Origin of the sequence: Pseudomonas baetica, from assembly GCF_051216495.1 — a bacterium.
Taxonomy (GTDB): Bacteria; Pseudomonadota; Gammaproteobacteria; order Pseudomonadales; family Pseudomonadaceae; genus Aquipseudomonas; species Aquipseudomonas baetica_B.
The window spans coordinates 1-22445 of the sequence record NZ_JBPKAM010000027.1 but is presented as its reverse complement, the minus strand read 5'-3'; the positions used below and the strand labels follow the sequence as shown (position 1 = coordinate 22445).

23 protein-coding genes are annotated in these 22445 nt (G+C 59.5%); 15 read left to right on the top strand and 8 right to left on the bottom strand.

Going from position 1 to position 22445, the window contains the following annotated elements:
* Window positions 1-89: 89 nt before the first annotated feature.
* The 3 genes from ACSFE6_RS12275 to ACSFE6_RS12265 are packed head-to-tail and all read left to right on the top strand — an operon-like array spanning window position 90 to window position 3770.
* Window positions 90-1898 (top strand): sensor histidine kinase, encoded by a 1809-nt coding sequence (locus ACSFE6_RS12275; RefSeq protein ID WP_435427855.1) that lies wholly within the window; start codon window positions 90-92, stop codon window positions 1896-1898.
* On the top strand, window positions 1895-3289 hold the full coding sequence (locus ACSFE6_RS12270) for a sigma-54-dependent transcriptional regulator (RefSeq protein ID WP_435427854.1): 1395 nt from the start codon (window positions 1895-1897) through the stop codon (window positions 3287-3289). The genes ACSFE6_RS12275 and ACSFE6_RS12270 overlap by 4 nt, the downstream gene beginning before the upstream one ends.
* Window positions 3290-3314: 25 nt before the next feature.
* Window positions 3315-3770, top strand: coding sequence for a YiiD C-terminal domain-containing protein (locus ACSFE6_RS12265; protein ID WP_435427853.1), 456 nt, complete (start codon window positions 3315-3317; stop codon window positions 3768-3770).
* A gap of 168 nt (window positions 3771-3938) precedes the next feature.
* Here the strand turns inward: ACSFE6_RS12265 and cysQ are convergent, their stop codons facing one another.
* Both cysQ and nudE read right to left on the bottom strand, forming a co-directional pair.
* On the bottom strand, window positions 3939-4766 hold the full coding sequence (cysQ, locus tag ACSFE6_RS12260; RefSeq protein WP_435427852.1) for a 3'(2'),5'-bisphosphate nucleotidase CysQ: 828 nt from the start codon (window positions 4764-4766) through the stop codon (window positions 3939-3941).
* Window positions 4763-5329, bottom strand: coding sequence for an ADP compounds hydrolase NudE (nudE, locus tag ACSFE6_RS12255; protein WP_435427851.1), 567 nt, complete (start codon window positions 5327-5329; stop codon window positions 4763-4765). Before nudE ends, cysQ begins: the two co-directional genes overlap by 4 nt.
* An 88-nt stretch (window positions 5330-5417) precedes the next feature.
* Here nudE and yrfG point away from each other — a divergent pair, with 88 nt between their 5' ends.
* A complete protein-coding gene (gene yrfG, locus ACSFE6_RS12250; RefSeq protein ID WP_435427850.1) occupies window positions 5418-6080 on the top strand; it encodes a GMP/IMP nucleotidase in 663 nt (220 codons plus the stop codon).
* Between the two features lie 122 nt (window positions 6081-6202).
* Here yrfG and lysM read toward each other — a convergent pair whose 3' ends face one another.
* Complete coding sequence (gene lysM / locus ACSFE6_RS12245; protein WP_433768067.1) at window positions 6203-6643, bottom strand: peptidoglycan-binding protein LysM; 441 nt, start codon at window positions 6641-6643, stop codon at window positions 6203-6205.
* A gap of 139 nt (window positions 6644-6782) precedes the next feature.
* Between lysM and ACSFE6_RS12240 the strand changes: the two genes are divergently transcribed.
* The 4 genes from ACSFE6_RS12240 to ACSFE6_RS12225 all read left to right on the top strand — a co-directional run bounded on the left by ACSFE6_RS12240 (window position 6783) and on the right by ACSFE6_RS12225 (window position 11789).
* Window positions 6783-7670, top strand: a complete 888-nt coding sequence (locus ACSFE6_RS12240; RefSeq protein WP_435427849.1) for a LysR family transcriptional regulator — start codon at window positions 6783-6785, stop codon at window positions 7668-7670.
* A 93-nt stretch (window positions 7671-7763) separates the two neighbouring features.
* Window positions 7764-8603, top strand: coding sequence for a formate dehydrogenase accessory sulfurtransferase FdhD (gene fdhD, locus ACSFE6_RS12235; protein WP_435427848.1), 840 nt, complete (start codon window positions 7764-7766; stop codon window positions 8601-8603).
* The gene (locus ACSFE6_RS12230; protein ID WP_435427847.1) at window positions 8600-10948 is read left to right on the top strand and encodes an FdhF/YdeP family oxidoreductase; all 2349 of its coding nucleotides are present in this window, start codon (window positions 8600-8602) and stop codon (window positions 10946-10948) included. The genes fdhD and ACSFE6_RS12230 overlap by 4 nt, the downstream gene beginning before the upstream one ends.
* A gap of 355 nt (window positions 10949-11303) precedes the next feature.
* Window positions 11304-11789 carry a glycine zipper domain-containing protein gene (locus ACSFE6_RS12225; RefSeq protein WP_435427846.1) on the top strand — a complete coding sequence of 162 codons (486 nt, stop codon included), beginning with the start codon at window positions 11304-11306 and terminating at the stop codon, window positions 11787-11789.
* Window positions 11790-11855: 66 nt separating this feature from the next.
* Here ACSFE6_RS12225 and ACSFE6_RS12220 read toward each other — a convergent pair whose 3' ends face one another.
* Together ACSFE6_RS12220 and ACSFE6_RS12215 are read right to left on the bottom strand one after the other, a co-directional pair.
* Entirely contained in the window at window positions 11856-12287 is a 432-nt protein-coding gene (locus ACSFE6_RS12220) for an acyl-CoA thioesterase (protein WP_435427845.1), read from the bottom strand.
* An 81-nt stretch (window positions 12288-12368) separates the two neighbouring features.
* The gene (locus ACSFE6_RS12215) at window positions 12369-14303 is read right to left on the bottom strand and encodes a RecQ family ATP-dependent DNA helicase (RefSeq protein WP_435427844.1); all 1935 of its coding nucleotides are present in this window, start codon (window positions 14301-14303) and stop codon (window positions 12369-12371) included.
* A 549-nt stretch (window positions 14304-14852) separates the two neighbouring features.
* Here ACSFE6_RS12215 and ACSFE6_RS12210 point away from each other — a divergent pair.
* The 5 genes from ACSFE6_RS12210 (at window position 14853) to ACSFE6_RS12190 (ending at window position 17426) form a co-directional block, all read left to right on the top strand.
* The gene (locus tag ACSFE6_RS12210) at window positions 14853-15143 is read left to right on the top strand and encodes a hypothetical protein (RefSeq protein WP_435427843.1); all 291 of its coding nucleotides are present in this window, start codon (window positions 14853-14855) and stop codon (window positions 15141-15143) included.
* 216 nt (window positions 15144-15359) lie between these two features.
* The gene (locus ACSFE6_RS12205; RefSeq protein ID WP_433738162.1) at window positions 15360-15530 is read left to right on the top strand and encodes a YhfG family protein; all 171 of its coding nucleotides are present in this window, start codon (window positions 15360-15362) and stop codon (window positions 15528-15530) included.
* Window positions 15530-16138, top strand: a complete 609-nt coding sequence (locus ACSFE6_RS12200) for a putative adenosine monophosphate-protein transferase Fic (protein ID WP_435427842.1) — start codon at window positions 15530-15532, stop codon at window positions 16136-16138. Before ACSFE6_RS12205 ends, ACSFE6_RS12200 begins: the two co-directional genes overlap by 1 nt.
* 36 nt (window positions 16139-16174) lie before the next feature.
* Window positions 16175-16528 (top strand): DUF1493 family protein, encoded by a 354-nt coding sequence (locus ACSFE6_RS12195; RefSeq protein ID WP_435427841.1) that lies wholly within the window; start codon window positions 16175-16177, stop codon window positions 16526-16528.
* Between the two features lie 43 nt (window positions 16529-16571).
* Window positions 16572-17426: an EamA family transporter gene (locus ACSFE6_RS12190; protein WP_435427892.1), complete on the top strand. Its 855-nt coding sequence runs from the start codon at window positions 16572-16574 to the stop codon at window positions 17424-17426.
* Window positions 17427-17485: 59 nt separating this feature from the next.
* On the opposite strand, the gene ACSFE6_RS12185 is transcribed toward ACSFE6_RS12190, so the two are convergent.
* The 3 genes from ACSFE6_RS12185 to ACSFE6_RS12175 all read right to left on the bottom strand — a co-directional run bounded on the left by ACSFE6_RS12185 (window position 17486) and on the right by ACSFE6_RS12175 (window position 20700).
* Complete coding sequence (locus ACSFE6_RS12185; protein ID WP_435427840.1) at window positions 17486-19027, bottom strand: phosphoenolpyruvate carboxykinase; 1542 nt, start codon at window positions 19025-19027, stop codon at window positions 17486-17488.
* A gap of 181 nt (window positions 19028-19208) precedes the next feature.
* The gene (gene hslO / locus ACSFE6_RS12180; RefSeq protein WP_435427839.1) at window positions 19209-20111 is read right to left on the bottom strand and encodes an Hsp33 family molecular chaperone HslO; all 903 of its coding nucleotides are present in this window, start codon (window positions 20109-20111) and stop codon (window positions 19209-19211) included.
* A gap of 187 nt (window positions 20112-20298) precedes the next feature.
* The gene (locus ACSFE6_RS12175; RefSeq protein ID WP_435427838.1) at window positions 20299-20700 is read right to left on the bottom strand and encodes an RNA-binding S4 domain-containing protein; all 402 of its coding nucleotides are present in this window, start codon (window positions 20698-20700) and stop codon (window positions 20299-20301) included.
* A gap of 234 nt (window positions 20701-20934) precedes the next feature.
* Here ACSFE6_RS12175 and ACSFE6_RS12170 point away from each other — a divergent pair, with 234 nt between their 5' ends.
* Both ACSFE6_RS12170 and rimK read left to right on the top strand, forming a co-directional pair.
* Entirely contained in the window at window positions 20935-21396 is a 462-nt protein-coding gene (locus ACSFE6_RS12170; protein WP_435427891.1) for an ATP-dependent zinc protease family protein, read from the top strand.
* Window positions 21393-22298, top strand: a complete 906-nt coding sequence (gene rimK, locus ACSFE6_RS12165) for a 30S ribosomal protein S6--L-glutamate ligase (protein ID WP_007972871.1) — start codon at window positions 21393-21395, stop codon at window positions 22296-22298. The genes ACSFE6_RS12170 and rimK overlap by 4 nt, the downstream gene beginning before the upstream one ends.
* Window positions 22299-22445 lie beyond the last annotated feature (147 nt).

The window sequence follows — 22445 nt, the reverse complement described above, 5'->3', positions numbered from 1 at the left end:
CAGATGAACAACCGGCGGCATCAACGGTTCGCAGACTGCGCCAGCAAGCCTAGGCATAATGTGCCCGTACCCACAGGCGTTCGATGCTCATGACTCCGACCCTCCCCCGCAGACCCCGCTGGCGCAGCCTGGCCCTGCTCGCACTGTGCCTGGCACCGTTGCTGTGGCCACTGGAGCATTTGGCCGAGCGCTACTACCGCAGCGAACTGGCTGGGCAGAACCGCCAGACCCTCGACCTCTACGTCGCCAACCTGCTGGGCACCCTGCACCGCTATGAAGTGCTGCCGCAGATCCTCGGCGACCTGCCGGCCCTGCGTGCCGTGCTTGGTGCGCCGGATGATGGCGTCACCCAGGGCAACGCCAACCGCCTGTTAAAAAACATCAGCACCCAGACCGGCGCCGAAGTCATGTACCTGATGGACACCACGGGCAAGACCCTGGCGGCCTCCAACTGGGACAAGCACGACAGTTTTGTCGGGCGCAATTTTTCGTTCAGGCCGTACTTCAGTGAAGCCATGGCCGGGCGGCTGGGACGGTTTTTCGGGCTCGGCACCACGTCCGCCAAACGGGGTTACTTCTTCGCTGCGGCCGTGCGCAGCGGCGAGAAAATCACCGGGGTGCTGGTGGTCAAGGTTGACCTCGACCACACCGAAAGTCTCTGGGGCAAAACCCCCGAACAACTGCTGCTGACCGATCACAACGGCGTGGTCATCCTCACGTCGCGGCCTGAATGGCGCTTCCGCTCGACCCGCCCGTTAAGTGAAGACGAGCGCAAGGCCATCAGCGCGATCCAGCCCTACCCGACCCGCGATCCGAAGCCGCTGAAGCTCAACCCCAATGCCTGGCTGACCCAAACCCAGGCCATTGCCGAAACCGGCTGGAATGTCAGCATCCTCGCCCCCCGCACGCTGATAGACCGCCCCGTGCGCACGGTGGTGGCCGTCGGAGGCGCGATGTTGTTGGTTGTGATGTTGCTGCTTGGCTTGATGATGCAGCGCCGCCGTCATTACCTGGAACGGATCGCCTTCGAAGCCAAGGCCCGGCGCGAACTCGAAGGGCGGGTCGCCGAACGCACCAGCGATCTGGAAGGCCTCAACCGTCGACTGAAACAGGAAGTGCTGGAGCGCGAACAAGCCCAGCAAGAACTGGTGCGCGCCCAGGATGATCTGGTTCAGGCCGGCAAACTGTCGGCCCTGGGGACGATGTCGGCGAGCATCAGCCACGAACTTAACCAACCACTGGCCGCCATTCGCAGTTATGCGGAAAACGCCGAAGTGCTGCTCGACCACCAGCGCACCGATGATGCCCGGGGCAACCTCAAGCTGATCAGCGAACTGACCGGGCGCATGGCCTCGATCATCGCCCACTTGCGCGCCTTTGCCCGGCGCGATCGCCACGCCCCGGAAAGCGTGGCCCTGCAACCGGCGCTGGACGACGCGCTGGCGTTGCTGGCCAAGCGCCGGCGCAGCATGGAAGTCGAATTGATCCGCGACTTGCCCGCCGCGACCTTGTGGGTCGAGGCCGGGGAAACCCGCCTGCGCCAAGTACTCGGCAATCTACTGGCCAACGCCCTGGACGCCCTGACGGAAAAAGGCCCGCCACGTAAACTCTGGTTGAGTGCCCAATCCACCGCCGATGGCGTCAATCTGTACATTCGCGACAATGGCCCCGGTTTCTGCATGGAGGCTCTTGGTCGTGCCAGCGAGCCGTTCTACACCACCAAGACCCGGACCCAGGGGCTTGGATTGGGACTGGCGATTTGCGAAACCCTGATGCGCGCCTTCGGCGGTGAACTGTCGTTCGCCAACCACAAGGAGGGCGGCGCCCTGATTACCCTGAAACTGCGCGCAGGCGCGCCGGGTGTGAGCCTGCAACCGTCCGAGGACCGAAGTGCATGACCATCGACAATCGCATCCAGGTCGTGTTGATCGACGATGATCCCCACCTGCGCCAGGCCCTGGGCCAGACGCTCGATCTGGCCGGTCTGAAAATCCTGCCGCTGGCCGAAGCCAAGGGCCTGGCCGGGCAACTGGAGCGCGACTGGCCGGGCGTTGTGGTCAGTGACATTCGTATGCCCGGCATGGACGGTCTCGAATTGCTGACCGAGCTACACGCCCAGGACCCGGAGTTGCCGGTGCTGCTGATCACCGGCCATGGCGACGTGCCGCTGGCAGTGCAAGCCATGCGCGCCGGTGCCTACGACTTTCTGGAAAAACCCTTCGCCAGCGACGCCCTGCTCGACAGCGTGCGCCGTGCCCTCGCCTTGCGCCGCTTGGTGTTGGATAACCGCAGCCTGCGCCTGGCCCTGAGCGATCGCAATGAGTTGAGTACCCGTCTGGTCGGGCAATCACCTTCGATGCTGCGCCTGCGCGAGCAAATCGGCGCCCTGGCGGCGACCAAGGCCGACGTGCTGATCCTCGGCGAGACCGGCGCCGGTAAAGAAGTGGTGGCCCGGGCGCTGCACGATTTATCGAGCCGCAGGAACGGTCCGTTCGTGGCGATCAACGCCGGGGCGCTGGCCGAGTCGGTGGTCGAGAGCGAGTTGTTTGGTCATGAGCCGGGCGCCTTCACGGGTGCACAGAAACGACGCATCGGCAAGTTCGAGTTCGCCAACGGCGGCACGCTGTTCCTCGATGAAATCGAAAGCATGAGCCTGGACGTGCAGGTGAAATTGCTGCGTTTGCTGCAAGAACGGGTGGTCGAGCGCCTGGGTGGCAATCAGCTGATTCCGCTGGATATCCGCATCATCGCCGCCACCAAGGAAGACCTGCGCCAGGCCGCCGATCAGGGCCGCTTCCGCGCCGACTTGTATTACCGCCTCAACGTCGCGCCACTGCGCATTCCGCCGCTGCGTGAGCGAGGTGAAGATGCGTTGGTGCTGTTCCAGCATTTCGCCGACGAGGCCAGCACCCGTCACGGCTTGCCGCCCCATGAGCTGCAACCCGGCCAACGCGCCCTGCTGCTGCGCCACGCCTGGCCGGGCAACGTGCGCGAGCTGCAAAACGCCGCCGAACGCTTCGCCCTCGGCCTGGAACTGGCGCTGGACAACAGCGAATCGCAAGGCACCACCGGTACGGTGGTAGACGTGGTCAGCGGTGGCCTGAGCGAACAGGTGGAAAACTTCGAAAAAACCCTGATTGCCGCGGAACTGGCGCGCTCCCACAGCTCGGTGCGCAGCGTCGCCGAAGCCCTCGGCATTCCGCGCAAGACCCTGCACGACAAACTGCGCAAGCATGGCCTGAGCTTCGCCGACAGCGGCGCCGCCAGCCACACCGATGAACTCGATTGAGCCACCACCACATAGAGGCCACTGAATGAGCCGCGACAGTCGTCAACTGGAATCCATCCTCCACCACGACATTCCCCTCACCCGGGACATGGGCCTCAAAGTGCTCGACTGGCACGACCAGCAACTGCGTCTGCACTTGCCGCTGGAGGCCAACGTCAACCACAAGAGCACCATGTTCGGCGGCAGCCTCTATTGCGGCGCGGTGCTGGCCGGTTGGGGCTGGCTGCATTTGCGCCTGAAAGAAGAAGGCATCACGGACGGACACATCGTGATCCAGGAAGGACAGATCAACTACCCGCTGCCGGTGACCGGCGATGCACACGCCATTTGCCAGGCACCCAGTGCACAGGTGTGGAAGAAGTTCCTGGCGATGTATCAGCGCTATGGGCGGGCACGGTTGACCTTGCCTACGCGGGTGGTGAATGCGGGGAGCGATGAGGATGCGGTGAGGTTTGTCGGGCAGTACGTCCTGCACCGGTAATTATCAGAACCTGCACAACACCTGTGGCGAGGGAGCTTGCTCCCGCTCGACTGCGCAGCAGTCGCAATTCCCGCTACAAGGTCTATCTGATACTGCGCGGTGGCTGGTTTTGGGGTCGCTGCGCAACCCAGCGGGAGCAAGCTCCCTCGCCACAAAATGATGTTGGGTTCAGGAACGCGCCAGTTCTAGCAGTTTCTCCCGCCATGCCGCTTTAGCCGGCAACGCCAGGAAAAACTCGTTCAGCAGAGACTCCCGCGCCGGATAACAGAACGGCGCACCATTCAAATCCAGCACTTCACCGCCCGCTCCCTCCAGCACACCTTGCGCCGCCGCCGTGTCCCACTGCGAAGTCGGTGCCAGACGCGGATAACAATCCGCCGCCCCCTCGGCCAACAGGCAAAACTTCAGCGAACTGCCAATATTGGCCAGCTCCAGTTCGCCCAGGCTGGCGCTCAACCCAGCCAGCAGGCGTTCCTGTTCCGGGCTGGAATGGCGGCGACTGGCGACCACGGTGAACGCGGCATCCGATGGCGGCACTTCACGAACCTGAATCGGCAGCGGCTCGGCACCCTTGTCGCCACGCCAGGCGCCCAATCCGGAACCGCCCACGTAGAAGCGCCCATTGGTCGGCATCGAAACCACGCCAAACACCACACGCCCTTGCTCGATCAGCGCAATGTTGACGGTGAACTCTTCACTGCCGGAGATGAATTCCTTGGTGCCGTCCAGCGGATCTACCAGCCACCAGCGCTGCCACCCGGCCCGTACACTCTGGGAAATACCGGCGTCTTCCTCGGACAGCACCGGGATGCTCGGGTCCAGCGCCGTGAGCCCTGCCAAAATCACGTGATGAGCGGCCAGGTCGGCGGCAGTGACAGGCGAGTCGTCAGACTTGGCAGTGACGGCCGTACCCGTGCGCCAGAACGGCAATATCGCGTCACCCGCCTTCAAGGCCAGCTCAACCACCGGAGCCATCAATGGATGGGGAAAATTCATGGCAGAAACACTCCGCGTTGGGTCAACAGGTCACGGGCCAGGTACAACGCGGCCAAGGCACGGCCTTCAGTGAATTGGGGGTTTTGCGCCAGCGCCGACAACTCGCGCAGGTTGACTTTGCCCAGGCCCATCGGCTCCGGCTCATCACCTTCCAGTCGTTCCTCATACAAATCGGTCGCCAGCACTATCTGGATCTTCTGGCTCATGTAACCGGGCGACAACGACAGTTCCGTCAAATGCTCAAGCTGCCGCGCACCAAAACCGGCCTCCTCCTTGAGTTCACGCTCCGCCGCCGCCAGCACATCTTCACCCGGTTCAATCAGGCCCTTGGGCAGCGACAGTTCGTATTCATCCGTTCCGCCGCAATACTCTTCCACCAGCACCGCGTGATCGGCATCGAGCATCGCCACGATCATCACCGCGCCATAGCCTGCGCCTTTGCCGACCAGGCGCTCATAGGTGCGCTCCACACCATTGGAAAAGCGTAGCTTCAGCTCCTCGACGCAAAACAAACGGCTGGTGGCGACGATCTCGCGGGCGAGTATGGTGGGTTTCTGGCGCATGAGCGGCTCCTGAGCGATAGCGGGTTACTATACCCGGCCTATCCTGATTGTTGTCCCCGGATACCTTTTTTATCGCTGGAGAAGTTTTATGTTCCCGCTGCCTTGGCACGACATCGACACCGTTCTTTTGGACATGGACGGCACGCTGTTGGACCTGCACTTCGACAACCATTTCTGGCTGGAGCACTTGCCCCAGCGCTACGCAGACCTGCACGGGGTGAGCCGGGCCATGGCTGAACTGGAGTTGCAGCCATTGTTCGAACGCAACGCCGGCCAATTGCAGTGGTACTGCCTGGATTTCTGGAGTGCCGAGTTGAAGCTGCCGGTGCGCGAACTGAAACTGGAAACCGCACACCTGATTGCCTTGCGCCCGGACGCGGACACCTTTCTGGCCGCCATCAAGCAAGCCGGCAAACGCGTGGTGCTGATCACCAACGCCCACCGTGACTCGCTGTCATTGAAGCTCGAGAAAATCGAACTGGCGCCCTACTTCGAGCGCTTGATCAGCTCTCACGATTACGGTTTCCCCAAGGAAAACCCGCAGTTCTGGGAAGCATTGCAGGCGGACATCGATTTCGACCCGGCGCGCAGTTTGTTTATCGACGACACGTTACCGATCCTGCGCAGTGCGCGGAATTTCGGCGTGGCGCATTTGCTGGCCGTGAGCGAGCCGGACAGCCGCAAGGGGCCGAAGGACACCGCAGAGTTTGCGGCGGTGGGGGATTATCGGGATTTGATTGCAGGCCTGTGAGACCGCGGCGTCTGCTTCGCGAGCAGGCTCGCTCCCACAATGGATCGATGTCCTGCACAAACTCTGTGTTTATTGCAGATCAAATGTGGGAGCGAGCCTGCTCGCGAATGCGGTCCTGAAGGCTACTCGGGAATCCGCAACGACTGCCCCGGATAAATCTTGTCCGGATGGGACAGCATTGGTTTGTTGGCTTCAAAGATCTTGTTGTACTGGTTGGCATCACCATACACGCGCTTGGAAATGGCGCTGAGGGTGTCGCCCTTCACAACGGTGACAAATACGGCAGCCTTCACGACCGGCCCAGTCACGGTGATCTGATCATCCACACTGCCGACGCCGGCAATATTGCCCACGGCCAGCAGAATTTTTTCTTTCTCCTCCTGACTGCCTACCTCGCCGGTCACAGTGACTTTGTCGCCATCAACCGTCGCCTGTACATTCGGATTACCCAGGCCAACCTTACTGATGTGATCTTTCAACTGCTCACTGGCATTGGCATTACCGGGCGTCAACAAATCCAGCAGTTTTTCGCCTGCCTCTTTCACAAAGCTTAAAAGACTCATCGTTTGCTCTCCCTGGAAAGTTAGTTGTCCAGACGTAAAAGCCTAGACCACCCTCGCAAAGCACGGATCCAACCCGACCAATGACGCCGCTTCGCCCCAACGATAGAATCCGCACCTTTCTCGTCCCCCAGGAGCGAAGATGGACATCAAGCAACTGAAATTCCTCATCGCTCTCGACGAAACCCGGCACTTCGGCCAGGCCGCCGCGCGTTGCCACATCACTCAACCGACCTTGTCCATGCGCCTGCGCAGCCTCGAAGAAGAACTCGATCTACCACTGGTCAATCGCGGTCAGCGCTTCGAAGGATTCACCGCACCGGGCGAGCGCGTACTGGCCTGGGCACGCACCGTGCTGGCGGCTTATGACGGCTTGTACGCCGAAGCGGCAGCCTGTCGAGGCAATCTCGTCGGCACCTTGCGTCTGGGGGTGGTGCCACTGTCGAGCTTCGACCCACTGCCACTGCTGCAACGCTTGCACGCACAGCATCCCAACCTTCGCTTCGAGCTCTCCTCGCTGAGCTCGGAGCAAATCCTCGAACAGCTGGCGAACAATCGCCTGGACCTTGGTGTGTCTTACCTGGAACGCCTGGACGCCGACCACTTCGAATCGCTCACCTTCAGCGAAACCCGCATGGGCCTGCTCTACGATCAGCGCTTCTTCACTTTCGGCGAGGCGCCGTTGAGCTGGGAATCCTTGATCGAGCTGCCACTGGGCATGCTCACCAGCGGCATGCACTTCCGCCAATCCATCGACCATAACTTCCACAGTCGTGGCTTGACCCCACAGCCTTTATTGCAGACCGATGCCGTGCATCAACTGTTACAAGCCGTGCACGGCGGTTTGTGCTGCGCCGTCATGCCATTGGACAGTAGCCTGGAAGGCCTGACGGAGGATTTACGCCTGCAACCGATCGAAAACGCCCAGACGCTCGGTCGGTTGGGACTGATCATGCGTCGCAGCGCGCCGCGTTCAGCATTGGCAGAGGCGTGCTTCGCGATTTATCAGCAATCGCTCGCGGGCAGTTGATCGACGGCATCTATCGGTAGATCAGTATTAGCGATTAGACGCGACACTTTGCCGCGCCTAGTCTTAAAGCTGATCAAAACCGTCGGTGATGCCATGAACGACAAGCGCCCGGCCTGCGCGGCGCCTGCCCCCGAAACGCCAGCGCCTGCTGCCAGCCAGACCTACAGCTACAGCAATATTGAATCCTGCGAATCGGACAGCACTGCGTTGGCCGAGGAAGTGGCGTTGGCGATTTCCTATAACGGCATCAATCAGGCGGTCATGCTGATCACCCCCACGGACCTGGAAGACTTCATCGTCGGATTCAGCCTGGGCAGCGGCATTATCCAGGACGCCACCGACATCTATGACTTGCAACTCAGCGGCTCGGGGTCCGCGCAATACGCGCAGGTCACCATCGCCAACCGTGCCTTCTGGAACCTCAAGCAGCAGCGCCGACAACTGGCCGGCACCAGTGGCTGCGGGCTCTGCGGTGTCGAAGCGGTAGAGCAGGCATTGCCAGAGCTCAACGTGCTGCCCGGCGCGCCACTTCCGCCGGCCGAATGGCTCGACGGCCTGCGCCAGCGAATCGGCGCGTTCCAGCCGCTGGGTCAGTACAGCGGCGCAGTACATGCCGCGGTGTTCATGAACGACAAAGGCGAGCTGTTGCTCGGACGTGAAGACATCGGCCGGCATAACGCCCTCGACAAGCTGATCGGCGGCTTGATCCGTCGCAACATCCCCACCGAGGGCGGCCTGGTGATTGTCACCAGCCGTTGCAGTCTCGAATTGATCCAGAAAGTGTTGCGCGCCGGCATCCAGACCCTGGTCAGCCTGTCGTCGCCCACGGGCCTTGCCGTGCAATGGGCTCGTCGCCACAACCTCAATCTCATCCATCTGCCACAAAAGAATGCGCCGCGGGTCTACAGCCCAGCGTTGGAGAACCACGCGTGAGTCAACACCGTCAAGCCGACCAGACACCCATTCCCCGTTATAAACCCTACAAAGGCCCGGCCGGCGGTTGGGGCGCGCTGATCAGCGTCGCCCAGGCCTGGTTGACCAGCGACAACGCGCTGAAAAACCTGCGCATGATGCTCAAGACCAACAAGAACGGCGGCTTCGATTGCCCCGGTTGCGCCTGGGGCGATTCTTTGGAAGGCGGCATGGTGGCGTTCTGCGAGAACGGCGCCAAAGCGGTGAACTGGGAAGCGACCAAACGCCGTGTCGATGGCAAGTTCTTCGCCAAACACAGCGTCACCTCGCTGTTGGAGCAGAGCGACTATTGGCTTGAGTACCAAGGCCGCCTGACCGAGCCGTTGGTGTACAACGCCGAAACCGACCGCTACCGCCCCATCAGTTGGGACGATGCCTTTGCCTTGATCGCCAAGCACCTGCGCGCTCTGTCGAGCCCGGACCAGGCCGAGTTCTACACCTCGGGGCGCGCCAGTAACGAAGCAGCATTTCTCTATCAATTGTTCGTGCGCGCCTATGGCACCAACAACTTCCCCGATTGCTCGAACATGTGCCATGAGGCCAGCGGTGTCGCGTTGTCGCAGAGTGTTGGCGTCGGCAAAGGCACTGTGACCTTCGACGACTTCGAACACGCCGATGCGATTTTCGTCTGGGGCCAGAACCCTGGCACCAACCACCCTCGGATGCTCGAACCACTGCGTGAGGCGGTGAAACGCGGTGCGCAAGTGGTGTGCATCAACCCGCTCAAAGAACGGGGCCTGGAACGCTTCCAGCACCCGCAACACCCGATCGAAATGCTCACCAACGGCGACAGGCCAACCAACACCGCGTATTTCCGTCCGGCGCTGGGTGGCGACATGGCGATCATGCGCGGCATGGCCAAGTTCCTGCTGCAATGGGAGCGCGATGCACAGAAGGCTGGTGCACCGGCGGTGTTCGATCACGCCTTTCTCAATGAACACAGCGTCAACGTGCTGGACTACCTGACCGTCATTGACGATACGCCGTGGGAGCAGATCGTCGAGCAGTCAGGCCTGTCCCTCGTTGAAATCGAGCAAGCGGCGCGCATGTACGCCAAAGGCAAGAGCGTCATCATGTGCTGGGCCATGGGCATCACCCAGCATCGCCATTCGGTGGCGACCATCCAGGAAATCGCCAATCTACAAATGCTGCGTGGCAACATTGGCCGACCGGGTGCTGGCCTGTGCCCGGTGCGTGGCCACAGTAACGTGCAGGGCGACCGGACCATGGGCATCAACGAGCGCCCACCCGTGGCGTTCCTCGATGCGCTGGAGCGTCGTTTCCAGTTCAAGGTGCCCCGCGGGAACGGCCACAACGTGGTTGAGGCGATTCACGCCATGGCCGAAGGTCGAGCCAAAGTGTTTATGGCCCTGGGCGGTAACTTCGCCCAAGCCACCCCTGACAGCCCACGCACGTTCCAGGCCCTGCGCAACTGCGACCTGACCGTGCAGATCAGCACCAAGCTCAACCGCAGCCATCTGATGCACGGTAAAGAGGCGCTGATCCTGCCGTGCCTGGGCCGTACCGATATCGACCGGCAAACCGAAGGGCCACAAGCGGTGACCGTCGAGGACTCGTTCAGTATGGTCCACGCCTCCAATGGCCAGTTGGAACCGCTGTCGAACCAGATGCGCTCGGAGCCGGCGATTCTTGCCGGTATCGCGGCAGCGACCCTGGGCAACCACCCGGTGGACTGGAACTGGCTGGTGGCGGACTACAGGCGCATCCGCGACCTGATCGCCGACACCATCCCCAACTTCAAAGACTTCAACGAGAAGATCAAGAATCCGGGCGGCTTTTACCTGGGCAATAGCGCCGGTGCACGCAAGTGGAATACCGCTTCAGGCCGGGCCAATTTCCGCCCGAACGTATTACCCAAGGACCTGGTGCACGAACGCACCCGCGCCACGGGCAAATTGCCGGACTTGATCCTGCAATCGATGCGCTCCCACGATCAGTACAACACGACGATCTATGGCCTCAATGACCGCTATCGCGGAGTGAAAGGTCAACGTGATGTGTTGTTCGTCAATGAAGCCGACATTATTCGCCTGGGCTTCAAGCCTGGGCAGAAAGCCGACATTGTTTCGCTCTGGGACGATGGCGTTGAGCGCCGGGTAAAAGGCTTTACACTGCTGGCGTTCGATATCCCGGCTGGGCAGGCGGCGGCGTACTATCCGGAAGTGAACCCGCTGGTGCCGCTGGAAAGTACTGGGGATGGCAGCCATACACCGACTTCGAAGTTCGTGGCGATCCGCTTGGAGGCCGCGAGCGAAAGTGGGTTGATCCTGGCCAGATCGGCTTAAAGTGTCGCCTGATCCGGCCTCTTCGCGAGCAGGCTCGCTCCCACATTTGATCTTCAGTAGTCACAACTTTTGTGTTCGACCAAAATCCATTGTGGGAGCGAGCCTGCTCGCGAAAGCGTTGGAACATTCAACAAATCATCCAAGCCGAACACTTTTCAAACGCCCACAAAAAAGGCCGTTTTTTCACAAAAACGGCCATTCCGAAGTAGCTAAAGACCGGCGAAAAACCATTAAGTTCCGTCTAAAAAACAGCAACTTATAGAAATGTGCTCAAGTCGTGTTACTCGTCGGATTTCGATTGTCACGCCCATGCCACAGCCTCAGGATCGCGACGTCATCCCCTTGAGGTTCCCCCATGAAGTTCTCCTCGATTCTCTTGTTGTCCCTTGGCCTTGTCAGTGGCATTGCCTCTGCTGGCGGCACCACCGAAGCAGGTGTGGGCGGCGCATTGGGCGGGGTTCTAGGCTCGGTCGTCGGCCAGTCGCTTGGCGGTAGCACAGGTTCCACTATCGGCGCGGCCCTGGGTGGCGCGGGCGGTAGCGCCGTCGGCGCAGACAAACACAGCCGTGGCGAAGCGGCCATTGGCGGTGCGTTGGGCGCGGCAGGTGGTAACGTGGTCGGCCGCAGCATGGGCGGCACCACCGGCAGCCTGATCGGCTCCGCAGCAGGCGGCGGCGCTGGCGGTGCGCTGGGTAACTACATGGGCAACAAGGCCGATGATGACGACGATGATGATGATCATCGCGGTGGTCGCCGCTACTACCGTGATGACTATCGTCACGATCGTGGCCACCACTACGGCCATCGCAAGCATCACAAGTACTACCGTCATCGCCACTGAGACCGGAACGGTTTCGCTGGCAGGTGAAAAATCGCAGCCCGAGGGCTGCGATTTTTTTTGCCCTGGCTAAACCACCAGACGCTCCATGGCGTTGCGCAATCCAGCTGGAATTGTCACCGGCTGGTTTGATGCACGGTCGACAAACACATGGACAAAGCGCCCCGCTGCACGGGCCTCGTCTTCCCCCTGCTTGAACACCGCCAACTCATACTGCACCGAACTGTTGCCTAATTTGCCGACCCGCAAACCGATTTCGATCCGGTCCGGGAAGGCAATGGAAGCAAAGTAATCGCACGCCGAACTCACCACGAAGCCCACCACCTCGCCATCATGTATGTCCAGCCCACCGACGTCGATCAGGTAGGTATTCACTGCCGTATCGAAAAAGCTGTAGTAGGTGACGTTGTTGACGTGACCATAGGCGTCGTTGTCGTGCCATCGGGTGGTAATGGGTTGGAAGTGCGGGTAGTCGGTGCGTTGAGGCATCGGGTTGGACATTGGCTACGGTTCCTGTAGTAATTGGCCGGTTAATTGCGAAAACCGTGTAATCGTTCTTCGCGAGCAGGCTCGCTCCCACATTCAATTCAACAAATGTTGTTCAGCCCACGCGCGCACCTCGGCATAGGGATAATCCTCCAGGCTCGCATACCCGGAAATCGAACGAACCTTGAGTTTGGTGAATAACGGCACACTGATCCCGCACAGAAACCGTGTCACGCGCTCGGCGGACGGCACACTGCCCGTGTGCTGTTCATGCCTGTGGATAAAACCACCGCACTGCGCCTCGAAATTTTTATCCACAAGGGCGAGCAATACCGGTGGTTCTGGCAAACGTGCCACTTGTCCATGGCACACTGAACAGTGCCCGCACTGCCGGGGGGCATTTCGGTCACCGAAATACTCGGCCAGACGATAGCCCAAGCAGCGGTCGGTGGCGAATAGATCCAGCATGGCGTGAATTCGCGCGATTTCGGTTTGCTCATGCCGAACAAAGTAGGCATGCAGGTTTTCACTCAATGCGGCGCTATCAAAGTCCGTTTGCAGCAGGCTGTAGACCTCGGTCATCAGCTTGCTTTCAAGCTCCACCCCCCCCTTCTCCTGGAAGTAATCCAGCGCCCTGACCACCCTTTCGCGTTCCGCCTGATACTGCTCGTACAACGCCTCGAAATTCACCGTGGCCCAGGTGCGTGCGCGGCTGGAAGTCTGGATGATCGCAGCAACGAAATCCCTGCGCTCGCCTTCGAAACGGGCCAGCAGTGCCTCGGGCTCTTCAAGGTATTTGAAACGGTACTCAGCGTAGTAGGCGTAGCGCGGGGTGATGACTCCACGCAACTCCAGCTGCACCAGCAAGGTCTTGAGCGGAAGCTGGCGAATGTTGCTGTTGTCCGCCAGCGGCCCCAACAGAAACTCCCACTGCCCTTCGGGCGCGCAGGCTTGCAACTCGTCGAGTACACGGCGTATGCCATCGCACTCCGGCGTATCGCCATAGACGAAGTTTTCCAGCACGTTGAGGCTGTCGCGGTTAGCCAGAACCAGGCAATCGGACGGTTGCCCGTCTCGTCCGGCGCGGCCGATTTCCTGGCTGTAATTTTCGATGGATTTGGGCAGGTCGAAATGCACCACGTTGCGGATGTCGCTCTTGTCGATACCCATGCCAAACGCAATGGTGGCCACGATGCAATTGGACTGCCCGCCCATGAACCGAGTCTGGATAGCCTCGCGCTGATCGTGGGGCAAACCGGCGTGATAAGCCTCGGCCTGAATGCCGCTGCGGCTCAGGTGTTCGGCAATCTGTTCGGCGGTTTTTTGCAGGGTGACGTAGACGATGCTCGGCTGGCCCGGACGCCTGCTCATCCACTCGACGAGGCGGCGACGCTTGTCCTGCCCACGCACAGGTTCTACCCATAGATTGAGGTTCGGCCGATAGAAGCCGGTGGTCACCACGTCCGCGGAGGCGATGGCGAATTTGGCCTGCATGTCGGCGATCACCTTGGGAGTTGCGGTGGCCGTTAGCAGCAGGACCTGAGGGATGTTGAACTGGTGTTGGTAGTCCGGAAGCTTGAGATAGTCCGGACGGAAGTTGTGCCCCCACTCCGAAATACAGTGCGCCTCGTCCACCACCAACAGGGAGATGGGCACCTGCTGCAAAAAATTGCGAAAGCGCTCGTTTTTCAAGCGTTCCACGGAAATCATCAAAATCTTCAATTCGCCGGACCTGGCGCGTGCCATGACATCGCTGGTGTCATCCCGGCTCTGGGCCGAATCGATACTGCCTGCTGCAATGCCGTGGCGTTGCAGGAACGCCAACTGATCCTGCATCAACGCCAACAATGGCGAAACCACCAGCGTCAGGTGCGGCAGCATGACCGCCGATAACTGGTAGCACAGGGACTTGCCGGAACCGGTAGGAAAAATCGCCGCCGCCGAACGCCCCGCCAGCACTGCGCTAACTGTCGCCTCCTGTCCAGGTCGAAACTGTGGATAACCGAAAACCTGTTCCAGGGTGTTGTGCATAAGCTGTCACTCCGTTGACCGCTGCGATGGGCAAAGCCTAGATGGCGATGGCAGCGAGTCGAGAAAAGGTCGGGGGTAAAAACGATACGGGATGATACAGCGGATGGCCTGACAGCATCGCAAGGCTTGGGAGATGGGCTGACTGGCAGATTGCATTCGCGAGCAGGCTCGCTCCCACAAATTACCTTCACTCAATACAAGAATTGTGTGCGATGCATACCTCCAGTGGGAGCGAGCCTGCTCGCGAAGACGTCGGTACTTTCACCGCAAGAAATGAAATGCCCTACGATTTCTGAGGCACCTTCGACTGAGCCTCACCGCGCCTTATCTGACAACCCCGTAGGTATTCTTACCCTTGGCAGTTACGCAGTAAAAAACCGCCAATAATGCGTAGTCCCCGTCCTCAAAAACCGACAAAAGCCCTACAAAACTTGTCCATCACTGCCGTCTTGTCGCAGCGGAACACACCCTTCTATAGTCTCCGCCGCAGCTGAAAACAGCGTCTCGGCCTGCCGGGAACGCTTGCCGATTTCGCTCAGGACGCACTCGATGAACAATACCGATCCACTAACCAAGCGCTACCATCCACTCAAATCCAGTTACAGCGAAACGCCGGTGCTGCTCATCGACACCGAAGCCGACCCCTTCGAAATCCTCGACGCCGCCCGCCAACGCATCCGCGCCGCCAGCAACCTGCTCGAAACCCTGTACTGCCTGTGCTTCAAACAAGCCGACGCCAGCGACATCCCCAACATCGTCAGCGCACTGTACCTACTCACCCAGGACGGCAACGACCTGCTCGACATCGCCCGGCAACGCCTGCCCAAAACCACCTGTTGACCGCTATCCCCCCGTGTGGGAGCGAGCCTGCTCGCGAAAAAAATGATAGCGCGGTGCACCTGATGAAAAACAATATGCCAGGCGGACAAACCACGCCCGATCAGGGCCCCCAAGCTCCAATCGGGAGCATTCCTCGCCCACGTTGCATCAGAAATACCAACCTATCGATCAGATCCTTTACGCTACACTTGGACATTGCACAAAGAGGCAGCGGTAATGAGCGAACTGACTTTTCAGCAAAAGCAGGATTACTACGACAAGGTGCGCCGCTCAAACTATCTGGCGAGCTTGCGCCTTGAAGGCTTCGACACCTCCCGTGCCGACGCGGAAAAACCGCTTCCGACTCGGGAGTCGGTGCTCGAAAAATACCGTCAGAATCCGCGTTAATGGTGGATAAGTATGGGGTTGGACAAGACCCATATTGCTATCCAAGTAGCGACGTTCTGCGCAACCTGTTGAATATTCAAGACGAAGAACAGCTACAAAAAGCGGAGCGAGAACTCTCTGAAATCGCCGTAAGCAATTTTCGCCTTCTCCCTCCTCCATACGACCTTAACCTTTTACAACATATTCATAAGACGCTGTTTTCAGATGTCTACGAATGGGCGGGATTGCTGAGAACGGTCAACATCCGTAAAGGTGACACTCTCTTTTGTACCGCAGAGCGTATCGCCCCTGAAGCCGAGAAAATTTTTAAGGTCATGGAGCGTGCGTCCTGGTTTGTCGGAACCAATAAAGCAGAATTGGTCGAGAAAGTTGCTGAGTCGTATGGTGACCTCAATGTCGTTCACCCGTTTCGTGAAGGCAATGGTCGCGCTCAGCGAATTCTGTTCGAACAAATCATCATTAACGCTGGGTTTGCAGTTGATTGGTGGTTGATAAAAGATTCCGCCTGGGTTCCTGCGAACATAGCTGCGGTGGCCTGCGACTACCGAGCTCTCGAAGCTATTTTCGAGCATTGCATTGGTGACCCTTTGAACGCTCCACTCTCCTGAATTAACCCATTCCGCTCCAACCTCGGACACCCCGCAATGCAGCTCGCCCCAAACTTCCCCAACGATCCCACCATGCACCAGCTCCTGCAGCTGCTCCACGAAGAAATCGGCCTCCCCGAACGCAAAACCATCCACCTCACCACCTCGATCAATTTCGACCTCGGCTGCAACGGCGCCGACGCGCAGCATTTGATCGAAACCCTGGAAGAGCAGTTCGCCATCGATTTTGTGGATTACGACAGTTATCGCTATTTCCAGCCCGACGGCTACGATGTGTATTTAAAGCGTAAAGCCAAGGGTCGCGGCGAGAAGGAACCATTGACCATCGGCATGCTCTACCGGGCTATCAAGGCCCAACGCTGGGACACCCAGGCGCTTGAAGACCTGTAACGTCCCCGGCGCATCACGATAAGGATATTGCGTGGACGTTCTGATGGGTTTGCTGGCCGCCTTGCTGTGGGGTGGCACGGATTTTCTGGTGGGCCTGAATGCCCGCGCTGTCGGTGTCAAGCGCGCCGTTTACTTCGGTCAGGCGCTGGGTTTTACCATCATGAGCCTGTTGCTGATCGCCTTCCCTGCATCCATTCTCCGATCCATGGCCGCTCCACTCGAAACCTGGCTCTTCGGGGTTGCGGCAGCAGCACTGACCGTGTCCGGCGCCCTGGCATTGTCCAAGGCCTTCGCCCTCGGAAAAGCCTCGATTGTGGCGCCGCTGGTGACCTCTTACGGCGTGGTGACCACGCTGCTGTCCTGGGCAAGTGGCGAGCACATCAGCCTGCTCCAGTTGTCGTGCATTGCGCTGTGCGTGATTGGCGTAGTGCTCTCCAGCATTCACTCCGACCCGAAGGTGCCACACACCACTTCGGCAAGCACCTCCATTGCCTTTGCGCTGCTGGCGGCCATGTTCTACGGCACCAGTTTCTGGCTGCAAGGCCAATTCGTCCTGCCAAAACTTGGCCCGGTGACGATGCTATGGCTGGCCTACCTGGTAGGCCTGATCGTATTGGTAGCGATCGTCCTCAGGATCGACGACGGACTGAAAATCCCACCGTTGAAAAACTGCCTGACGTTGACCGGCGCAAGCTTGATGAATCTCGGCGGCTTTTCTGCATTCGCCTGGGGCGCAGTGGCCGGATCGGTTTCGGTGGTGACGGTGATCAGCACGTTGTCCGGTGCCATTGCGGCGACTCTAGGGTTTGTGTTTTTCAAGGAGCGGTTGGGCAAGGTGCAGGTATTGGGGGTGGTGTTGGTGCTGATCGGGGCGTTTGTCCTGCATCTGAAAACCTGAATCTCGCCCACAAAAAAGCCGCCCCTGAGGGCGGCCTTTTCATTGCTTCAAACTAACACTTACAACTTTGGACCAGCAGCCTTGATCGCGTCGCTCACGTCGAACTTCTTGAAGTTCTCGATGAACAGGCCGGCCAGTGCTTTGGCGGCTTCGTCGTAGGCGACTTTGTCGCCCCAGGTGTTGCGTGGGTTCAGCAGGCCAGTCTCAACGCCCGGTACGGCCTTCGGCACGTCGAGGTTGATGGTGTCCAGGTGCTCGGTCTCGGCACCGATCAGAGCGCCGCTCTGGATCGCGGCGATCACGCCACGGGTGGTCGGGATGTTGAAGCGCTTGCCAACGCCGTAGCCACCGCCGGTCCAGCCGGTGTTAACCAGGTAGACCTTGGAACCGAAGCCATTGATACGTTTGATCAGCAGCTCAGCGTATTCGCCGGCCGGACGCGGGAAGAACGGTGCGCCGAAGCAGGTGGAGAAGGTCGACTTGATGCCGCTGCCCGAGCCCATTTCGGTCGAACCGACCAGCGCGGTGTAGCCGGACAGGAAGTGGTAGGCCGCCTGTTCGTTGTTCAGGATCGACACTGGCGGCAGTACGCCGGTCAGGTCGCAGGTCAGGAAGATCACAGCGTTCGGCTCGCCACCGAGGTTCGCTTCGGAACGCTTGGCAACGTGCTCCAGCGGGTACGCGGCGCGGCTGTTCTGGGTCAGGCTGACATCGGCGTAGTCGGCGTGCTTGGCTTCGTCGATCACGACGTTTTCCAGGACCGCGCCGTGCTTGATGGCTTTCCAGATGACCGGCTCGTTCTTCTCGGACAGGTCGATGCACTTGGCGTAGCAGCCGCCTTCCATGTTGAAGACAACGCCTTCGCCCCAACCGTGTTCATCGTCACCGATCAGGTAACGGCTTTCATCGGCGGACAGAGTGGTCTTGCCAGTGCCTGACAGACCGAAGAACAGGGTCACGTCGCCTGCTTCGCCGATGTTGGCAGCGCAGTGCATTGGCAGCACATCGGCGGCCGGCAGCAGGAAGTTCTGCACCGAGAACATGGCTTTCTTCATTTCACCGGCGTAACGCATGCCAGCGATCAGCACTTTCTTCTGGGCGAAGTTGATGATCACGCAACCGTCGGAGTTAGTGCCGTCACGCTCTGGCACGCACTCGAAGTTAGCAACGTTCAGGACCTGCCACTCTTCACGACCCGCCGGGTTGTACTGTTCAGGGTTGATGAACAGGCAACGGCCGAACAGGTTCTGCCAGGCGGTCTGGGTGGTCATCTTCACGGCCAGGTAGTGGTCGGCAGCCGCACCTACATGCACGTGGGAAACGAAATGCTCTTGCGCGTTGTTGAATGCCTCAACGCGAGCCCACAGGGCATCGAACTTGTCGGCCGGGAACTTGCGGTTGATCGGGCCCCAGGCGATAGCAGCCTGAGTGGTCGGCTCTTCAACGATGAAACGATCGACTGGCGAACGGCCGGTACGGTGACCGGTGCGAACAACCAGTGCGCCGGTATCGGCAAGCTCGCCTTCACCGCGGTTCAAGGCTTCTTTAACCAGATCATCAACACTCAGATCGGTGTACACGGCGTTATTGGCTTGCGTCATGAGGTTCCCCGTCGGCCAGTGGCCGAGTGTGCTCCAAACGTTTTGTAGTAGAAAGTCGTGCACTACTACCGCGAAAAAAGTGGGCCGGATTATGCCAGAAAAGCCCAAAAAGAGTAGGGCCCTCCCGTCGTAACGGCGTTATTCCGGCACTTACCAGTGAATTTACCTGCGCTGAATCGTTTTAGTGACGGGTATCTGACGGCGAATCGACACCCGCGCCGGCGAACAATTGAGCGACATCGGCGGCGTCAAACAGGTACTGCTGGTTGCAGAACTGGCAGTCGATCTCGATGTGGCCACCGTGTTCAACCACCAGTTGTTGTGCATCTTCCTTACCCAGACTGACCAGTGCATTGGCCGAACGTTCGCGCGAGCAGCTGCAACGGAAGCGCAGTTTTTGCACATCGAACAGCCGCACCTGCTCTTCGTGATAGAGACGATGGAGTACGGTTTCATTGTCCAGGCTCAGCAGTTCATCGGCGCTCAACGTCCCGGCCAGCGCGGTGAGGTGCTGCCAGTTGGCGGCGCGTTCTTCTTCGTCTTTCAAGCGATCGGCAGGCAATTGCTGCAGCAGCATGCCACGGGCACGGCGGCCATCGGCGCAGAGCTTGATTCGCGTGCCTATCTGCTGGGACATGACGAAGTAGTTGGTAAAGCACTCGGACAGGTTTTCGCCGTCGAGATCGACGACGCCCTGATAGCGCTGGCCCTGCCGAGGGTCGATGGTCAATGTCAACGAGCCTTCCGGCATCAGGTCGGACAGTGTCGCGTCGGCAGCGATCCGGTCCGCCTCGTAACGGGCCAGACCACGAATGTCGCGCTCGCTGGAGCACTCGATCATCAGCAGCGGAATCGGGCCTTCGGAACGGGCCTGAAGGATCAGCAATCCATCGAACTTCAAGGTGCCAACCAGCAACGCCGCAGCCGCCATCAGTTCACCGAGCAATTGCGCAACCGGCTCCGGATAGGCGTGCTTGGCCAGGACTTCGGCATAGCTGAGCTCCAGCGAGACCATCTCGCCACGGGTGTCGCTGTCATCGAAGATGAAGCGTTGGGTGAAGTCGGTATCCGGTAGGTCGGTCATAAGTCTAGGTATCTGAATTGTAAAAAATGGGCTTCAACGCCTCTAACGCCATAGGCCCTCTTTATGGCCCATGGGGTCGGATGCTGTAGTGATTTTCGACGAGCGGCTATTTATCAGCTCGCTGCACTGTCGGGGAATCCCCCGATATGGTTACTCATCCGGACAATTGCAAGTCGGTCTGGGATAGTTACTCGTTGCTGCCACGAAACTTGAACAGATCCCGTCGCTCCTTTTTGCTCGGTTTGCCATCGGTGCTCACGCCCAGGGCGCCTGCCTTGCGCTGAGCCGCGGCATTTTCGCGCTTGGCGATGCTGGCATCGGTTTCGGCGTACAGCGTCTGTGCCTCCGGGGCACCACGGCGCACGATCGACAGCGCCTGGACCACCACCGTACGCTCATCGAAACCAGTGCGAATCACGAATTCATCGCCAATGTGTGGCTCTTTGCCTGGCTTGCAGCGCTCGCCCCGGCAATGCACCTTACCGCTTTCAATCGCCGCCTTGGCCAGGGCTCGTGTCTTGTAAAAACGTGCGGCCCATAACCATTTATCGAGACGGACTTTGTCGTCCTCTTCGTTTTTTTGTGCCATGGGATTTCCTCGTTCTGAAATATTGGTGAACTGTACTACCGTTTCTGTCGTGCCAAGAATTCCACCGCCCAGGATTAAAATGCTGACATTCCATAACCTCCCAGTGAGGCTGGAAATCCGGGCCGTAGATATCTGTCGCCTTTTAACCATTATTCTGCGTGAATACCGCGAATTCGGCCGCCTGCGGCCACCGTGGTTTCTACCGGTTGAACAATTTTGAAGACATTTGATCATTTGACCGTTGTCGGTCTGCGCGAGTGGGTGGCGCTCCCGGACTTGGGAGTCGCGGGCCTTCGGGCAAAAATCGACACCGGCGCCAGCACCTCCAGCCTGCATGCTACCGACATCGAAGTATTCGACCGCGATGGCGAGCAATGGGTGCGTTTCACGGCGCACTTGGGAACGGTGGTGCAACTGCGTCACCGTCGCTGTGAAGCGCCGCTGGTGACGATGAAAACCATTAAAAGCTCGAACGGTCACGCGCAGGTGCGATACGTGATCAGCACGACCCTGGCCCTCGGTGATCGGGTCTGGCGTGTCCAGTTCACGCTTGCCTGCCGCAAGTCCATGCGTTATCGCCTGCTGCTCGGTTCCAAAGCCCTGATTGATGGCCAGCTGGTGGTCAACCCGGGCATCAAGTATGTACAAGACAAGCCGGTGTTCCCGGTATCTACCCTCTCCACAGGTGTTGCATGAAGATCGCTGTGCTGTCGCGGAACCCGCGTCTGTATTCCACCCGTCGCCTGGTCGAAGCCGGTACCGAACGCGGCCATGAAATGGTGGTGGTCGATACCTTGCGCGCCTACATGAACATCGCCAGCCACAAACCGCAGATCCACTATCGCGGCAAGCCGCTGGAAGGTTTTGACGCGGTGATCCCGCGAATCGGTGCGTCGGTCACGTTTTATGGCTGCGCAGTCTTGCGCCAGTTCGAAATGATGGGGGTATTTCCGCTCAACGAATCGGTGGCCATCGCCCGCTCGCGGGACAAACTGCGTTCGCTGCAATTGTTGTCGCGTCGCGGCATCGGTTTGCCGGTTACCGGTTTTGCCCACTCACCGGACGACATTCCCGACCTGATCGAAATGGTCAACGGTGCGCCCCTGGTGATCAAGGTGCTGGAAGGTACCCAGGGCATCGGCGTGGTGCTGTGCGAAACCGCCACGGCGGCGGAGTCGGTGATCGAGGCGTTCATGGGCCTCAAACAAAACATCATGGTTCAGGAGTACATCAAGGAGGCCGGCGGAGCGGACATCCGCTGCTTCGTGGTGGGCGACAAGGTGATTGCGGCGATGAAACGCCAGGCCAAACCCGGCGAGTTCCGCTCCAACCTGCATCGCGGTGGCAGCGCCAGCCTGATCAAGATCACCCCGGAGGAGCGCATGACGGCCTTGCGCGCCGCGAAAGTCATGGGACTGGCGGTCGCAGGTGTGGATATCCTGCGCTCCAATCACGGGCCGCTGGTGATGGAGGTGAACTCGTCACCAGGTTTGGAAGGCATCGAGACCACCACCGGCAAGAACGTGGCGGGAATCATCATTGAGCACCTGGAGAAGAATGGCGGGCCGAATATGACGCGGACCAAAGGCAAAGGGTAGCCAGAGCTTTTGTGGTGGCAGGGATGCCGTCTTCGCGAGCAGGCTCGCTCCCAACACAGAAAAAAACTCACCAGGGGGGGCGGAATTCTCTCGAAGAGAAACAGCACCCCCCCCAAAAAATTCGTCGTGCCAAAAAACCCCCACGAA

Bases quoted from the DNA above. Each gene is read 5' to 3' on its own strand.
- ACSFE6_RS12275 (WP_435427855.1), top strand. From the start codon at position 90: ATGACTCCGACCCTCCCCCGCAGACCCCGCTGGCGCAGCCTGGCCCTG.
- ACSFE6_RS12270 (WP_435427854.1), top strand. From the start codon at position 1,895: ATGACCATCGACAATCGCATCCAGGTCGTGTTGATCGACGATGATCCC.
- ACSFE6_RS12265 (WP_435427853.1), top strand. From the start codon at position 3,315: ATGAGCCGCGACAGTCGTCAACTGGAATCCATCCTCCACCACGACATT.
- cysQ (WP_435427852.1), bottom strand. From the start codon at position 4,766: ATGAATTTTCCCCATCCATTGATGGCTCCGGTGGTTGAGCTGGCCTTG.
- nudE (WP_435427851.1), bottom strand. From the start codon at position 5,329: ATGCGCCAGAAACCCACCATACTCGCCCGCGAGATCGTCGCCACCAGC.
- yrfG (WP_435427850.1), top strand. From the start codon at position 5,418: ATGTTCCCGCTGCCTTGGCACGACATCGACACCGTTCTTTTGGACATG.
- lysM (WP_433768067.1), bottom strand. From the start codon at position 6,643: ATGAGTCTTTTAAGCTTTGTGAAAGAGGCAGGCGAAAAACTGCTGGAT.
- ACSFE6_RS12240 (WP_435427849.1), top strand. From the start codon at position 6,783: ATGGACATCAAGCAACTGAAATTCCTCATCGCTCTCGACGAAACCCGG.
- fdhD (WP_435427848.1), top strand. From the start codon at position 7,764: ATGAACGACAAGCGCCCGGCCTGCGCGGCGCCTGCCCCCGAAACGCCA.
- ACSFE6_RS12225 (WP_435427846.1), top strand. From the start codon at position 11,304: ATGAAGTTCTCCTCGATTCTCTTGTTGTCCCTTGGCCTTGTCAGTGGC.
- ACSFE6_RS12220 (WP_435427845.1), bottom strand. From the start codon at position 12,287: ATGTCCAACCCGATGCCTCAACGCACCGACTACCCGCACTTCCAACCC.
- ACSFE6_RS12215 (WP_435427844.1), bottom strand. From the start codon at position 14,303: ATGCACAACACCCTGGAACAGGTTTTCGGTTATCCACAGTTTCGACCT.
- ACSFE6_RS12210 (WP_435427843.1), top strand. From the start codon at position 14,853: ATGAACAATACCGATCCACTAACCAAGCGCTACCATCCACTCAAATCC.
- ACSFE6_RS12205 (WP_433738162.1), top strand. From the start codon at position 15,360: ATGAGCGAACTGACTTTTCAGCAAAAGCAGGATTACTACGACAAGGTG.
- ACSFE6_RS12200 (WP_435427842.1), top strand. From the start codon at position 15,530: ATGGTGGATAAGTATGGGGTTGGACAAGACCCATATTGCTATCCAAGT.
- ACSFE6_RS12195 (WP_435427841.1), top strand. From the start codon at position 16,175: ATGCAGCTCGCCCCAAACTTCCCCAACGATCCCACCATGCACCAGCTC.
- ACSFE6_RS12190 (WP_435427892.1), top strand. From the start codon at position 16,572: ATGGGTTTGCTGGCCGCCTTGCTGTGGGGTGGCACGGATTTTCTGGTG.
- ACSFE6_RS12185 (WP_435427840.1), bottom strand. From the start codon at position 19,027: ATGACGCAAGCCAATAACGCCGTGTACACCGATCTGAGTGTTGATGAT.
- hslO (WP_435427839.1), bottom strand. From the start codon at position 20,111: ATGACCGACCTACCGGATACCGACTTCACCCAACGCTTCATCTTCGAT.
- ACSFE6_RS12175 (WP_435427838.1), bottom strand. From the start codon at position 20,700: ATGGCACAAAAAAACGAAGAGGACGACAAAGTCCGTCTCGATAAATGG.
- rimK (WP_007972871.1), top strand. From the start codon at position 21,393: ATGAAGATCGCTGTGCTGTCGCGGAACCCGCGTCTGTATTCCACCCGT.